The organism is Hymenobacter terrenus (genome assembly GCF_000972495.1).
GTDB classification, from domain to species: Bacteria; Bacteroidota; Bacteroidia; order Cytophagales; family Hymenobacteraceae; genus Hymenobacter; species Hymenobacter terrenus.
Window position 1 is genome coordinate 171,684 of sequence record NZ_LATM01000002.1, and the last position, 12,793, is coordinate 184,476.

General features: G+C 58.0%; 11 protein-coding genes. 6 read left to right on the plus strand and 5 right to left on the minus strand.

The genetic code is table 11. The annotated features are described in order from the left end of the window. Nucleotides 1-130: 130 nt before the first annotated feature. A complete protein-coding gene (locus WX88_RS05285; protein ID WP_052732368.1) occupies nucleotides 131-1,324 on the minus strand; it encodes a zinc dependent phospholipase C family protein in 1,194 nt (397 codons plus the stop codon). A 657-nt stretch (nucleotides 1,325-1,981) separates the two neighbouring features. Here WX88_RS05285 and WX88_RS05290 point away from each other — a divergent pair. Then, nucleotides 1,982-2,563 carry a hypothetical protein gene (locus tag WX88_RS05290; protein WP_046243292.1) on the plus strand — a complete coding sequence of 194 codons (582 nt, stop codon included), beginning with the start codon at nucleotides 1,982-1,984 and terminating at the stop codon, nucleotides 2,561-2,563. On the opposite strand, the gene WX88_RS05295 is transcribed toward WX88_RS05290, so the two are convergent. After that, the gene (locus tag WX88_RS05295) at nucleotides 2,560-3,114 is read right to left on the minus strand and encodes a CinA family protein (protein ID WP_046243293.1); all 555 of its coding nucleotides are present in this window, start codon (nucleotides 3,112-3,114) and stop codon (nucleotides 2,560-2,562) included. The genes WX88_RS05290 and WX88_RS05295 overlap by 4 nt on opposite strands. A 397-nt stretch (nucleotides 3,115-3,511) precedes the next feature. Here WX88_RS05295 and WX88_RS05300 point away from each other — a divergent pair, with 397 nt between their 5' ends. The 3 genes from WX88_RS05300 (at nucleotide 3,512) to WX88_RS05310 (ending at nucleotide 6,835) form a co-directional block, all read left to right on the plus strand. Then, on the plus strand, nucleotides 3,512-3,766 hold the full coding sequence (locus WX88_RS05300; protein WP_046243294.1) for an acyl-CoA-binding protein: 255 nt from the start codon (nucleotides 3,512-3,514) through the stop codon (nucleotides 3,764-3,766). A 94-nt stretch (nucleotides 3,767-3,860) separates the two neighbouring features. Beyond that, nucleotides 3,861-4,904 (plus strand): hypothetical protein, encoded by a 1,044-nt coding sequence (locus tag WX88_RS05305; protein WP_046243295.1) that lies wholly within the window; start codon nucleotides 3,861-3,863, stop codon nucleotides 4,902-4,904. A 161-nt stretch (nucleotides 4,905-5,065) separates the two neighbouring features. Then, nucleotides 5,066-6,835, plus strand: a complete 1,770-nt coding sequence (locus WX88_RS05310; RefSeq protein ID WP_046243296.1) for a hypothetical protein — start codon at nucleotides 5,066-5,068, stop codon at nucleotides 6,833-6,835. A 1,026-nt stretch (nucleotides 6,836-7,861) separates the two neighbouring features. Here the strand turns inward: WX88_RS05310 and WX88_RS05320 are convergent. After that, nucleotides 7,862-8,092 carry a CDGSH iron-sulfur domain-containing protein gene (locus tag WX88_RS05320; protein ID WP_046243298.1) on the minus strand — a complete coding sequence of 77 codons (231 nt, stop codon included), beginning with the start codon at nucleotides 8,090-8,092 and terminating at the stop codon, nucleotides 7,862-7,864. A 109-nt stretch (nucleotides 8,093-8,201) separates the two neighbouring features. Beyond that, the gene (locus WX88_RS05325; protein ID WP_046243299.1) at nucleotides 8,202-8,735 is read right to left on the minus strand and encodes a GNAT family N-acetyltransferase; all 534 of its coding nucleotides are present in this window, start codon (nucleotides 8,733-8,735) and stop codon (nucleotides 8,202-8,204) included. A gap of 114 nt (nucleotides 8,736-8,849) precedes the next feature. Here WX88_RS05325 and WX88_RS05330 point away from each other — a divergent pair, with 114 nt between their 5' ends. Next, complete coding sequence (locus WX88_RS05330) at nucleotides 8,850-9,314, plus strand: hypothetical protein (RefSeq protein ID WP_046243300.1); 465 nt, start codon at nucleotides 8,850-8,852, stop codon at nucleotides 9,312-9,314. A 203-nt stretch (nucleotides 9,315-9,517) separates the two neighbouring features. Here WX88_RS05330 and WX88_RS05335 read toward each other — a convergent pair whose 3' ends face one another. Beyond that, a complete protein-coding gene (locus tag WX88_RS05335; RefSeq protein ID WP_046243301.1) occupies nucleotides 9,518-10,807 on the minus strand; it encodes a sugar MFS transporter in 1,290 nt (429 codons plus the stop codon). An 891-nt stretch (nucleotides 10,808-11,698) separates the two neighbouring features. Between WX88_RS05335 and WX88_RS05340 the strand changes: the two genes are divergently transcribed. Then, complete coding sequence (locus WX88_RS05340; protein WP_046243302.1) at nucleotides 11,699-12,766, plus strand: LacI family DNA-binding transcriptional regulator; 1,068 nt, start codon at nucleotides 11,699-11,701, stop codon at nucleotides 12,764-12,766. Nucleotides 12,767-12,793: the final 27 nt, after the last annotated feature.

Here is a 12,793-nt window from a genome sequence, read left to right on the forward strand (position 1 = left end):
AAAGAAAGCCGACCCCACGACGAGCGGAGCCGGCTTTCTATACGGTCGTTTACTAACCGCGACCATTACCAAATATGTTGCCTCAGCCGTAGATAAAGGCGCTTTACTGCCTAATGCTCACGTTAATTGCTTACTGCGGCGCGTCGCCCTTCTGCTTAACTTTTTCGGTGCCGTTCTTGCCTTTGGTTTTCACCTTGAGTTTGTCGATAGCGGGTTCGGCGGGCGCGGCTGGGTCGGGTGCGGGGGCGGCCGGGGCGGCTTCGGTCGATTCGGCGGGCGGCATTTCCATGTCCTTGGCCGACTTGATTTCGTCGGCGACTTCCACCTTTTTCGCCTTTTGCTGGGCTAGTAGCAGCTGGTCCTGGGGCAGGGTATTCTTCTTCCAGGAGGCCAGCTCGGTGTTGAGCTTTTCTTTTTCCTCCTTGGTAGGTTTGCTGGGGTGCATCATGGCGTTGAGGTCGGGCTTGCCCGCATCCTGCCAGGCCGTGAGCCAGAGCGACGACACCATGGTCGGGGCGCCTTTGAGGCGGTAGTCGACCATGCCGCCCACCGATTTTTCGTAGGCATCGGCAAAGGCGTCGGAGTAGCGGCGCGTGGTCTTGCCGTACTTGTGCGAGAAGGTGTAGCGCACATCGGGTTTCATCACCTTTTCAATCTTGCTGGCCCGGTCGAAGGTTTCGCCCAGAAAGCCGTAGCTCCGCTGAACCTCGCCCCACACGGCCGCCAGCGGGTCTTTCAGGTACTTGGCCGGCTCGCCATCCAGCTTATAATCGTTGATGAAGCGCTCGGGCAACTGGCTTTCCCAGAGGCTGTGCAAGCCCTTCTGGTCGGTGAGCTGGCCGTCGTAGTTGATGGTGGTATGCAGCGGCACGAACGCATCGCCCACGTAGTGGCTCAGCTCGGCCGAGAGCTTGACGATGTTGATGGTGTCGCGCTGCCGGAAGGCTTCGGTCAGGTTGTTTTTCACTTCCAGGATGACCCACGGCACGGTGCCGTACTTCTTGAGCGTGTCGGCCGTGAATTTCTGCACCGCCTTGTCGTACTGCTGGGGCACCTTGCCGAAGGGGTCGGTTTCGGAGTAGTGGTCCATGTCGATGAAGTGCTTGGGCGCTTCGGTGGGGTCGTCGTTGCGGCGCTCGTCGGGGGCGGTGCTCAACCGCACGAGCTCGGCCATGTTGCGATAATAAAAGGCCTGCATCGAAGCAGGCAGCTCATACACCGCTACTTGCGTGATGATGCGATGGCCGAAGAAGCCCCAGGCACCAGCAGTGCCATGAGCCAGGATGAGAGCCGCGAGCAGCAGCGGCAACACTTTTTTTTTCATGAGTGCGGGAATGATTACCGGGAAAAGAATAGTTGCCCAGCCCAAAGTTCGGCAATGGCTGCCACATTCGTAGGCTTGGCCTTTCGCCCGTCTACCATGAACCGCGGTTCGGGTCCTCGGCCTGGTTAGCGGCAGCTTATTCTCCGGAAGCTGTTTGGGCAGCAGCCCCACCGTGGGATGGGCACTCGGTCATTCGAGTAGGCATCCCCACCTAGTCGGGATAGGCACTCGGCTGGCCAAGTAGGTACCCCCACCTAGTCGGGATGCTTACTCGAACAACCGAGTGCCCATCCCCACCTAGTCGGGATGGGCACTCGGTTGTTCGAGTAAGCATCCCCACCTAGTCGGGATAGGCACTCGGTCGTTCGAGTAGGCATCCCGACTAGGTGGGGAGGTTCCTAGCGCGGTTCTGTCCTCCGTAGCGCAAACTCCGTAGTTCGCATCCTTGCGCCGTTCGTGTCTCGTTCAGGCACGCGGACTACAGCGTTTGCGCTACGGCTCGCCGTACACGGATGCCGAAACGCGCTAAAGCGAGAGCTGCCTTTTCTTTGGGGTACTGTTCGTGAGTTTTCCGCCTTCTCAACACGGCTTCGGCCTTCGTGTACGGTTCACGCTACAGTACCCTGACCTCGAAACTACTATTGGCACTGCATTATTATGACTGCTGTTCGAACCTTATTCGCGGGCTGCCTGCTGCTAGTGGCCGGGACGGCCATGGCCCAACTGTACAGCATCCCACCGGGGGCCTACCGTACCGGGGCGGCCTACCACCGGCGCCAGCCTCAGCCCGCTGGTACCGACGCCTTTTATCCCGACAAGCGGGGCCAGGTGGTGGTAGTGGTGCGGCGGGGCTCGCAAAACCTGAAGCTACGCGTGGCCCCCGACAGCGTGTGGGGCTATGTCACGGGGAAGGACCGCACGTATCGGCTCCACCGCGGCGAGGAGTACCGTCTCGAATTCGCCGATACGCTCTGCGTGTACTCCAGTACCACTATGGTGGTTGATGGTCAGCGGGTCAGCCAGCCCCTGAGTGCCCCGCGCTACTTTTTCAGCCGGGGCCTTGCGGGCCTGATTTTTCCGCTTACCACGCGCTACCTGCGCGAAGCCTACGCGGCCAGCAACCCGGCTTTCGCGGCTGCCCTGGGCGAGTTGCGCTTCGACCAAAGCCTGGCCGACTTCGACCGCAAAACCGGGCTCTACCGCGTCACCACCATCTACCGGAAAACGGCCACACCCTAGGCGGCGCGGGTGCGGTTCTGGTCGGCCAAGTGCTTGGTGCTGGGCTGCACGGCACCAGCCAGCTCTTTGCGGCGGTCAAGCAGTTCGGCCAGCTTGTCGTAAATAAACTGGGCCGCCTGGGTGCGCAGCTTGTCGCCGGTGCCGCTGAACTGTTCGCGGTACTCGTAGGCATGGCCCTCTATCAGAATGGTGACGAACACCGTACCCACAGGCTTGTCGGGCGTTTCGGCGCCGCCGGGACCACATAGGCCGGTGACGGCTACGCACACGTCGGCGGCGGGCAGGTGCCGGTGCAGGCCCTGGGCCATTTCGTTGGTGGTTTGCTGGCTTTCGGCTGAGTAGGTGGCCAGGGTTTCTTTCTTCACGCCCAGCAGCTTCTGTTTGGCCTCCACGTGGTAGGTCACCACCGAGCCCAGCAGCACTTCACTCACCCCCGTGGCGGGTGCCAGCTGCGCCGCCACTAGCCCGCACGTGCAGCTTTCGGCCAACGCCAGGGTGAGCTTGTGCTCGAGAAATTGCTGAACAAGCGCGTCTAGGTCGGGCGTTTTCATGGAGTAGAATAGCTAAGCTGGGCTATTGCATACGCCATTGCCCAGCTGCCGGGTTGCGGCCGAGCTTAGCTTAATTGCCTTCACCATGCGCCCGTCGGCGGCCTGCGCCGGCCGATGAGCCACCCCGCCCTGCATCATACAACTAGAGTGCATGAGAGCCAAGCCGTCCCGGAGCGGGTCGTCATCAAGGGCAATGATGTCGGCAAGTTTACCGGTTTCGGTAATGCCGCATGCTGCGATTTGCTACGACGCCCTTCTTGCATAACCAGCTGAAAGTCTATTCTACACCAAGGACGTTATCTGCCGTTTTAAAGCCCCCGCGGTTATCATTCGCTAGGCGGCAGCGGTAGGAGCCCGGTTTTGCGCGTATGTTGCGGGCCCACTTGCTTTTTTGTTTATGACAACCCAAGAAGAATTTGAACAAGCCGCCCAGCGCGCCCAGCAACTACCCAGCAAGCCCTCCAACACGGTGCTGCTTCAGCTTTATGCCCTCTACAAGCAAGCCACCGAAGGCGACGTAGCCGGCGACCGCCCCGGCGGCTTCGACTTCAAAGCCATTGCCAAGTACGACGCCTGGACCCAGCTGCGCGGCACCAGTAAAGACGCCGCCCGCCAGCAGTACGTAGAGCTGGTAACCAGCCTGGCCGGTTGATTCGATGAGTGAACGAGTGCCGGAGCGACTGAGAGAGTGCTCAACCGTAAATCATTTACTTCGTCGCTCCGGCACTCATTCACTCATTGCTTTCATGGACATCTCCCGCAAAAAGCCCTCGTACCCGCTCACGTCCGCCCTGCGTGAGTACCTGCGCGACTATGACCGCGACGTGGCCCTGCCCGTGACCTACGCCGATTTGCGGCGTTTCAGCAAGTCATTCCCGCTGCTCGACCGTACCGGCAAGGACACGCTCTGGCAAACCGTGTATTTCGAAGGCCCCGAGATGCTGGAGCTGAGCGCCGGCCTCACCGAAGTGTACGCCCAGCTGAAAACGGCCGGCGACTTATCCTTCACCCAGCACCTGGTGGCCGACCGCATCGACTACTGCGAGTTCGGCAATTCCCAGCCGTTTCGGGTGCGCATCGTCAACCAGTTCAACGACAACTACGACTACTTCTACGTGAAGCAGGCCGACGCCTCGCGCCTCTACGGCCTGGAGCTGGAGCACCTGCTGTCGCCCAATTCCATCAACTTCCTGGTGAGCGGCGACACCCTGGTGGAGGAGCACATCGTGGGCATTCCGGGCGATGATTTCATTCGGAAGCACCTCAGCCAGCCGCACCTCAACCAGGTGCGCATTGCCAAGGAGTTCGTCAAGTTTAATGAGCGCTGCTTCGTGCGGCTGCTCGGCGACATGCGCGCCTACAACTACGTGGTAGCCGTGACGCCTGATTTTGAGGACGAGCAGTATCGCGTGCGGGCCATCGACTTCGACCAGCAGAGCTACGAGGGCCGCCGCAGCATGTACCTGCCCCGCGCTTTCAAAGACAACGCCGTCGTGGTCGAGATGTGCGCCCGTCTCCTCAAGCCCGAAACCGTGCGCCAGTACCAAACCGAGGAGCGCGCCCTCATGGCCGGCCGCGCCCGCGCCGAGCGCCACCGCCTCAAAGCCCTGCTCGATGTGATGCGCGAGCACGACTTGGCCCCGGCCGATAAAGTGGAACAACTCAAAACCGAGCTCAACCGCTACCACCACACCGAAGCCTTCAACCGCTGCGACTCGATGGGCGACATCGTGCGCCAGAACCTCTGGCTCATGCTCGGGGCGGGCGGCGCTTTTCGGGCGGCTGGCTAGCAGCACCATCGAAATCTGTGATGAGACGTATAAGCCGCTCAGCATGACCGGTTTTTCGATGCGGCCATTGGGCTTGGCTACTCGTCCGCGCATTGCTGGATGTCAAATACCGTCCTGTTCTGATTTAAGCACTATCCGGCCACCCTTCTAAACCTCGATTTATGAGTAAGCAATGGACCTTTTTATCGCTGCTGCTTTGCTCAGCCCTCGCCGGTTGCTCGCCCAAAGCAATTGCCAACTTCGTGCTGCCCAAAGCGCCTGCTTACCCCGATTTTACCGATAAACAGGCAATTGTAGCCGAAGCGCAGGCTATTTCCGATGGGTTGGAAAAACATATCAGCGCCTGGCTGAGTGGAAAGGCGTCCGCCGAAATTCCTGCGGAGCTGTTGCCCAAAGGCATGAGCCTGCTCGACGCCCCTTTTGAGTTGGTGCGGGCCGAAAACGTACGGCCGGAAGAGCAGTGGCTAATTCGTAAAGCCACTTATCAACTGAATTTTAACGCCCTGAGTGGCTTGTACCCCGACCCGCACTGCACGTACATCGTGCCAGCGGCCGTTATTCTGCCTTTCGGACACAAGCTAATCGTAGAAGGCGAGTTCCCCCACGCCCGGTTTTTCGACCTGCAAATGTCGCCTCCCCTGGACCCGAACTTCTACTACGTCGACAAAAAGTTTGGCGTGTCCGAAGTGCCCCTCGTCGACGCCGACATCGAGCCGCTGCCCGGCCACACCAACCCGTTTCTGGTCGGTGCCAACCGCAATGCCAGCAAGCGCAGCTACCGGGTAACATTCGAGATGAAGCTCGGCAACGGCGTGGCACTGGAGCCTGCCTACCGCGAGCCGTTGTATCGCAAAAAAGGCAACCTGCGCTACGCCAGCGCCATCCAGTACCAAGGCCCGCTGGGCTACCAGGACATATTGCTGTCGCACAAGCGCGGGAAGTGGGACGATGGCACGCTGTGGCTGCGCTACTACGCCCCGGATAAAGCCAAAGGTTCGCTCGGCGGCGTGGCCCTGCCCAGGCTCTATTACCAAACCCCGGCCGGTGACAAATACTATGTCGTTTCTAAAAACCGCGCCGCCGAAGATGCGCAGTTCAACAAGACCTTTCCCGCCAAGGCCGGCGCTTTTGTGCCGCCCAAAGCATTCTCTACTACCAGCGACTTTGGTTGGATGCGGGATCTGGACATCTACCACGGCCTGATTGGCAGTATTTACCAGCTGGTGGGCAAAACCACGGCGGCGGAAAAGGCCGAGGGCCGGGCCCTGGTCAAGGGCATCACTTCCACTGGCGAGGACGTGCCCGCGCCCGGCAACGCCATGAGCTCCAACAGCCGGGTGCCGTACATCTCGTATTTGTCCAGGGGCTTGAACATGGACAAGGACCACGTGCTGGTGATTACTGGGAAGTTGCCGAAATACCCCAAAACGATTCAGGGCGAGCCCGTGATGGCAGGCGGGCAGGTACGTTACCTGTCATTCACATTCTACCCCGCGCTGGATATTTTCAAGGCCGACGACGCGGGCATTCCGCATGCTTCCATCATGGACGAGGAGATGCGTCTTAACCAGCAAGGGTACTACACGCTGGTGTACAGCGACGAGGCCACGCGCCCCGCTAACTGGAACGCCGCCGGTATTTCCTGGCAGAATTCAGGACCTACCGGCTCGGGTGGTCTGGTGGTGCGGTGGCTGAGCGTGCACAGCGAGTGGCGCGATGCCGCTTTGGTGCCCGATGCCAGCAATATCTCCTACGGCGAGGCGTCGTGGCTCTCTACCCGCTGGAACCAGAACCTGGTGGGCCGTAACAACCAAAGCGGGCTGCTCAAACAATACCAGCCGCTGGTGCACTATCTCAAACGCAGTACGTTCGAGAAAATGGGCCCGCAGCTGGCGGCCCGCACCACGCCCTACTGGGAAGATGCCCCATAATGGTTCTAACCTTCCAAGAAGCAGCCTCTCAGCCCGGCCTGTCAGCTGCGTGCCGAGTTGATGTCCGAGTAGTTAGCTTGCCGGCGTTTCCACTGCTACCCACTGTCTCTATGGCGTCTATCTATGCCGACCTCCACGTGGCGGGCCACGTGATTCCATTCCGCTCCCCACCTACAGGGTGGGGTAGGCCACCAATGAGCGAGGTTGGGTCCTGGCAAAAGTGTCCTATATTCCGCTCAACTGACGGCCGATGAGACGCTAGCCTGCACAGCCGCTTACTGCATGAGCTACGACGAAGTGTTCGAGTCGGGCGACACACCTGGGTTCCTACGTGTGCCACCTCACCCTCTCTGACTCCGCTCTGACGGCTGGAACTGGCAGTTGGGTGGGCCCACGGCCTATGTAGCACCATCTTTCACAGCCTTCCTCGATAGTTACACCCACGCAATCCGGGTCGACTTAGCCCGTTCTGCTATGTAAAATGCTCTGCTCTGCCGAACGAAAACGCCTCCGGCGTAGCAACAACGGAGGCGTTTTCGTCCGTTACGAGGGGACACTAGTTGGGCAGCATAGCCTAGTGGGCTCCAATAGAAGTGACTAGGGCGTTGGCTTCGGCCTGGATCTAGCGGGTCATCTCGAGCACTCTTCTCTTCGCCTTGGGTTTCGTATGGAGGCCGGCTGGGGGGGAATGCGTCGTGCCTACTAGTTCGGTAAGGTACGCGCCAAACATGGCACTGAATTTTGACCCCCCCTGAAAATGTGTGCCATCCTCTTGGCACACATTTTCGGGGGGGTCAAAATTCAGTGCCATCAGCCGTACGTGTAAATCACCCGAGTTGTGGGCCGTACCGTACGCCGCTACTCCGCCCCAGCCACTGCCGAGGCTGCTAAGCGGCCTGCCCGCTGGCACCTATGTAGTGCGTTGCGGCCAGCTTACTCAGCGCTTGGTGGAGTAGGAGCCAGCTTTCTGAAGCGAAAAAGCCCGCTGACCAACGGTCAGCGGGCTTTTTCGCTGTAGTACGAGAGTTACACGGCCGGTTTCGGAGCGGGCAGGTCAAACGCCGTAGCGTCATGTTCGAAATGCCCTTTGTGCGAGCCGTCGCAGAATGGTTTTTGCTTCGAGAGTCCGCAGCGACAGATGCTGATGCGCTGGCGACCGCCCAGCCCGTACGGCTGGCCCTGGGCGTCAACTAGCTCGATGTCTTCGCCCTCTACGCGGAGGGAGCCATTGGAAAGAACGGTGAGTTTGGTGGCCATGAGATGTTTTGCTTAGTGGAGAATGGAGAGTGAGGAATGAAGCGTTTACGAACGGCATTTGGTAAGGTAGAAGCAGGAAGAGCAAAGGTTTCTCATACTTCAGCGCTCATCAAGCGAGGCGTTTCCGCATAATGTAGTCGTTCATAAAATATGGCCCGATGGGCACGTCGATTTCGCGCTGCCGCACAAAGCCTCGCCGCTCGTAGAAGGCAATGGCGGGGTTGTAGCGGTTCACGTTGAGGTCGAGGAAGCGGCCCCCGGCCTGGCGGGCAGCGTTTTCTACAGCCTCAATCAGGTATACGCCCAGGCCCTGGCCCTGCCGGGTGGGTAGCACGTAAATCTTGTGCAGCTTATGGCCCGCCCCGCCGCCTTCTGTTTCGGCCGGCAGCGGGCTAAAGGACGCAAATCCGGCGGGCTCGCCGGCCACGTACGCCAGCAAAAACGAGTGGTGCTGCTCCACCATCTGCCGCTTGAGCGACGCCGGCGAATAAATGACCCGGTACATGTACTCTAGTTGGTCGCCCGAAATAATGAATCGGTACGTGGGCTCCCAAGTAGCCTCGGCGAGTTGAATAATGGTCGGAATGTCTTTGAGCGTAGCAGGCTCAATGCGCGGCGGCGCGGCAGGGGCGTCAGAAGTCATAAGCGGCAAAACACGAAATTGCGGCGAAAAAACTGAAACTAGGCCACCCAGTTAAATACGCTTGGCCCGCTGATTGCGTTAAAGGCCCCATTATCGTTTTCTTTTTGCGTTCTCATGAAATCTGCAACCTTCTTTTTTCTGCTGCTGACCGGCCTGTCTGGCAGTCTCCGCGCCCAATCCACCACCGATAGCCTGCGTCGGCGCGGCGAGCTAACCGGAGCGCGCCCCTCCGGCGACCTGCTGGCCAAGCCCCGGGCCCGCGCCGCCACCCAGCGCACCACCGCCTCCGAACCGGTACAGCAGCACCTGCTGCAAACCGATATAAACCTGGCCCAGGCCAGCGCCAGCCAGCTCCCCGACCTCTACGACCGCTTCATGACAACGACCCGTGACGAGCGCCGCAAATGGAGCTACCAAGACTGGGACAATGCCGGGCAGGTGCTCGCCCGTCTCAACGAGCGCTACGAGCAAGTGCGCACCGAGCTGCCCCTCGAAGAACGGCTGCGCATCCGCTCCTTCCAGGGCGAGTTTCACACCCTGCGCGGCGCCCGAAAAGTAAAAGACAAAATCAGCGACTAGGAAGCTTATCCACCTAACCGGGACGTCCTTTTGAAAAGCCCGTCAGGCTGAGCGGAGTTGAAACATCTCGCGTGCTGTCCCTAATCCAATCATCAAAAAAGGGTTAGTGACAACACGCGAGATGTTTCGCTAGAAGTTGAAGCTTTGCGCAACACTGGTGTTAAGCCGGTCAGAACTCCGCTCGGGCTTACCTATTTTTTAGCTTAGGCGTGCGCAGTGGCAGTGACCGGCGCAGTATGGCGGCTGCCGCGCAAGCCATACCACATAATGTAGAGGTAGCACAGCACCGGCAGCAGCAGGGCAATGCGCAGCCCGCTATTGTCGGCCACCACCCCAAACAGCATTGGGACGAGCGCCCCGCCTACCACGGCTGTGCACAGTAGGCCCGAGCCTGCTTCGGTGTGCCGCCCCAGCCCGGCCAGAGCCAGCGGGAAAATCACGGGCCACATAATGGAATTCATCAGACCCACGGCCAGTAGGCTCCACATGGCTATTTCGCCCGAAGTATTGATGGAGATAAGTACCAGAGCCGCTGCGCATACGGCGTTGAAAGCTAACAGCTTGGCCGGTGAAAATTTGTTGAGCAAGTACGCACCCATGAAGCGGCCAACCATGGCCGCGCCCCAATATAGGGAAACTCGCTTACCCGCTGCCTCAGGGTCAAGCGCCATCACGTCGGGCAAGGCTAGGTAGTTGACAAGGTGGGAGCCAATAGCTACTTCAGCCCCTACGTAGGCGAAAATTCCCACTACCCCGAGCACCAGATGCCGGTAGTGCCAGGCCCGGGTCGAGCCCGCGTCAACGGCATTTACTTCTTCGGTGGCCTGTTCAATCTGCGGCAGGCTAACCCGGCTCAGCATCAGGCTGATGAGCAGCAGCACCGTGCCAATAACCAGGTAGGGAATTTGCACGGCCGTCACGTCGATGGTGGCAGCACTGTCGGCGGTGTTGAGCTTGGGTAGGCGACTCAGGATAAGGGCGCTGCCCAACAGCGGCGCCAAGAAGGTACCCAAGGAATTGAACGCCTGCGTGAGCGTGAGCCGCGCCGCGGCCGACTTCGCTGGCCCCAGAATGGACACGTAGGGATTGGCCGCTACCTGCAGGATGGTGATGCCAGACGCCAGCACAAACAGCGCGCCCAGAAACAACCCATACACCCGCTGCGCAGCCGCTGGGTAAAACAGGTAGGCACCCAGTGCGGCCACTGCAAACCCGATGAGCATGCCGCGCTTATAGCCTACCTGTGCCACCAGCCGGCCAGCCGGAATGCTGACCATAAAATAGGCCCCAAAAAAGCACAGGTTAATCAGGTTGGCCTGCGCGAAACTTAGCTGAAAAATGGCCTTCAGGTAGGGTATCAGAATGTCGTTGAGACAGGTGATGAAGCCCCATAGGAAAAACAAGGTGGTAACTGCGCTCAGCGCTGTGGTGTAGCGCTGCTGCGTATCAGTGCCAGCAGGTGCATTGGTTAGAGTAGGAGAGATGGACGCCATGAGAAAGGAAGTTTGTAAAAAGATGGACGAGAAGATGAGACCAGACAGGTGGCTAGTGCTCAGCTATGAAGCGGGCAAATGGCCTAATAAATGGACGTATGTTAAGCAAGTATTAAGTATCTGGTCAAAGTAAACGGATAAACCCCCTCCATATTACCAAGTGGCTTTGCAGCTTAGGGCAGCTTGTTTTTGGTGTTGTGGTAGAGTGGAAGCTGGATTTGTTTGATGACTAGCGGGCAGAGGCCTCACCGTCTTGTTACCAATGGTTTTTGTTCAATTGCTGCACCCGCCAACCGGATGTCAAAAGCCTCATGAGTTTGTTACTCATTGTGGAGCCGTGAGCAAGTATTGGGTTGGTGAGCAGTGAAACATAGCTACCACGGAGTAATGGTAAGCAGGTGGAAGCATGGAAAATAAACTAGTCTTAGGCAGCGCAGTAGGGTAGCACGAGCGGCTGCTAAAGTAAGGATTGCAGCACCCTCATGGTCTTCTTAGAGAAGTACTAACAAGAGTGCGTAGAGCCCTCATGCAAAGCTAAAAGGTTTTAGCAATTTCGAACATTTGTAGCAATTCGTTTCGACGTGTCTAAAGCTTTGTTATAAAGTAGGTTGGCATACTAACAACGATATTGTTGGTGCATAACGTGTTGTTTGTCTGAGGCTTTCAATTAGGTATAAAGCAAGGCATAGAACAGTTCGGGAGGTCTGGAGGATTCTATACGATTTTTCAAGACGAGCCCGTATCAAAAGTCAATTCAATAAAAAGTCCCATATTCCGCTTGCAAATACGTTTTAGCAGATTTTGAATGATCCAAACCTCACTTGAAAGTAAGGCGGCAATTCAACACTGTTTAAGAGAATTCACAACTGCAAATCCGAGAGGAGCCATAAATTGAAAAAGCGGACGCTGATAAGCGACATTGCCAAGCACCTGAAAGTATCTACCGCGACGGTATCGCTCGTTCTGAATGGCAAAGCCAAGCAGAGCCGCATCAGCGACGCCGTAGCGCAGCGGGTGCGGGCATACGTGGATGAGGTGGGCTACAAGCCCAACCAACTGGCCAAAAGCCTGCGAACGGGTAAAACGCAGGTCATCGGCTTGGTCGTGGAGGATATTTCCAATCCGTTCTTTGCTATGGTAGCTTGGCTTATTGAGAAGCAAGCCTTTGAGCGCGGATATCGAATTATTTATTGTAGCACCGATAATAACACTGAAAAGACCAAAGAACTCATTTCCATGTTTCAGGAACGGCATGTGGATGGCTACATCATCGTGCCGGCCAAAGGCATCGAGGAAGATCTGCGCACCATCTTGCGCGAGCAAATTCCTACCGTGCTGTTCGACCGTTTTCTGCCGGAACTGCTCACCAACTACGTTGTAGTAGATGGGGCCGCGGGAACCTCCGCCGCTACCCAACACCTGCTGGACGAAGGATTTACGAATATCGCCTTCGTTACCACCGACTCTACCCAAACCCAGATGGAGGAGCGTCTGCACGGTTATGCCCGGGTATTGGAAGAACATAGCCTTCTGCAAACTGTGAAGCGAGTGGCCGAGACGAAGGATGCCGCTAAAGCCATTGCCGATATTACCGCGTTTATCCAAGCCAACCGGCAGTGCGATGCCATCATTTTTTCCACCAATTACTTAGGGATTTACGGTCTGGAAGCCATTTCTCGTTTGGAATTGTCCATTCCTACCGCTTTGGGCGTCATATCCTACGACGACCATGACCTGTTCCGACTCTATGAACCAGCTATTACCGTGATTGCGCAGCCTGTTGAGCGCATCGCTCAGCACGTCATCGACATTTTACTGGAAGAGCTGAAACCCCGGGGCAAGGTGACGCCGCTCTCTATGCAGCAGGTCGTACTGTCTCCTGCCCTTGTTGTCCGCAAGTCTTCCCTTCGCAATGGTACGGTATCCGCCGCCCCAAGCAAAAAGTACCGCACCGGATAACGCGTGGCCCTGTTTGCCTCCCCCGGC

What these genes read in the sequence shown, in the direction of transcription:
- WX88_RS05320 (WP_046243298.1), bottom strand. Translation starts at nt 8,092, where the DNA reads ATGGCCACCAAACTCACCGTTCTTTCCAATGGCTCCCTCCGCGTAGAG.
- WX88_RS05300 (WP_046243294.1), top strand. Translation starts at nt 3,512, where the DNA reads ATGACAACCCAAGAAGAATTTGAACAAGCCGCCCAGCGCGCCCAGCAA.
- WX88_RS05290 (WP_046243292.1), top strand. Translation starts at nt 1,982, where the DNA reads ATGACTGCTGTTCGAACCTTATTCGCGGGCTGCCTGCTGCTAGTGGCC.
- WX88_RS05325 (WP_046243299.1), bottom strand. Translation starts at nt 8,735, where the DNA reads ATGACTTCTGACGCCCCTGCCGCGCCGCCGCGCATTGAGCCTGCTACG.
- WX88_RS05295 (WP_046243293.1), bottom strand. Translation starts at nt 3,114, where the DNA reads ATGAAAACGCCCGACCTAGACGCGCTTGTTCAGCAATTTCTCGAGCAC.
- WX88_RS05285 (WP_052732368.1), bottom strand. Translation starts at nt 1,324, where the DNA reads ATGAAAAAAAAAGTGTTGCCGCTGCTGCTCGCGGCTCTCATCCTGGCT.
- WX88_RS05330 (WP_046243300.1), top strand. Translation starts at nt 8,850, where the DNA reads ATGAAATCTGCAACCTTCTTTTTTCTGCTGCTGACCGGCCTGTCTGGC.
- WX88_RS05310 (WP_046243296.1), top strand. Translation starts at nt 5,066, where the DNA reads ATGAGTAAGCAATGGACCTTTTTATCGCTGCTGCTTTGCTCAGCCCTC.
- WX88_RS05305 (WP_046243295.1), top strand. Translation starts at nt 3,861, where the DNA reads ATGGACATCTCCCGCAAAAAGCCCTCGTACCCGCTCACGTCCGCCCTG.
- WX88_RS05335 (WP_046243301.1), bottom strand. Translation starts at nt 10,807, where the DNA reads ATGGCGTCCATCTCTCCTACTCTAACCAATGCACCTGCTGGCACTGAT.